This window comes from Escherichia sp. AM3, from assembly GCF_032029835.1.
GTDB classification, from domain to species: domain Bacteria; phylum Pseudomonadota; class Gammaproteobacteria; order Enterobacterales; family Enterobacteriaceae; genus Escherichia; species Escherichia coli.
On record NZ_JAVUPQ010000828.1, the window covers coordinates 1 to 299 of the forward strand.

A 299-nucleotide genomic window follows, 5' to 3' on the forward strand; every position below is an offset into this window, starting at 1 on the left:
GTGCTGCTTCGCTTCGGCCTGGCTGACCTCGGCCCATATCCGTTTCACCTGGGCCGCACTGTACCCGGCCAGCTCGGCGGTCTTGTTGATGCTGTAGCCGGACTTGCGCAGCGCGACAACTTGGGCGCGGCGCTTCGGATCAGCACGGCGGCCCTTGTACCGCCCGGCCTGGCGGGCCAACTCAATGCCTTGGCGCTGGCGTTCGCGCCTGTCCTCGTAGTCGTCGCGGGCCATCTGCAAGGCCAGGCGAAAAAGCATGATCTGCACGGCTTCCAGCACGATCTTGGCGACGCCCTGGG

The 299-nt window shown here is 66.6% G+C and carries 1 protein-coding gene; it reads right to left on the minus strand.

From position 1 onward, the window contains the following. The coding region (locus tag RTW80_RS28585) for a helix-turn-helix domain-containing protein (RefSeq protein WP_312721472.1) at positions 1-299 on the minus strand (299 nt) is incomplete at both ends.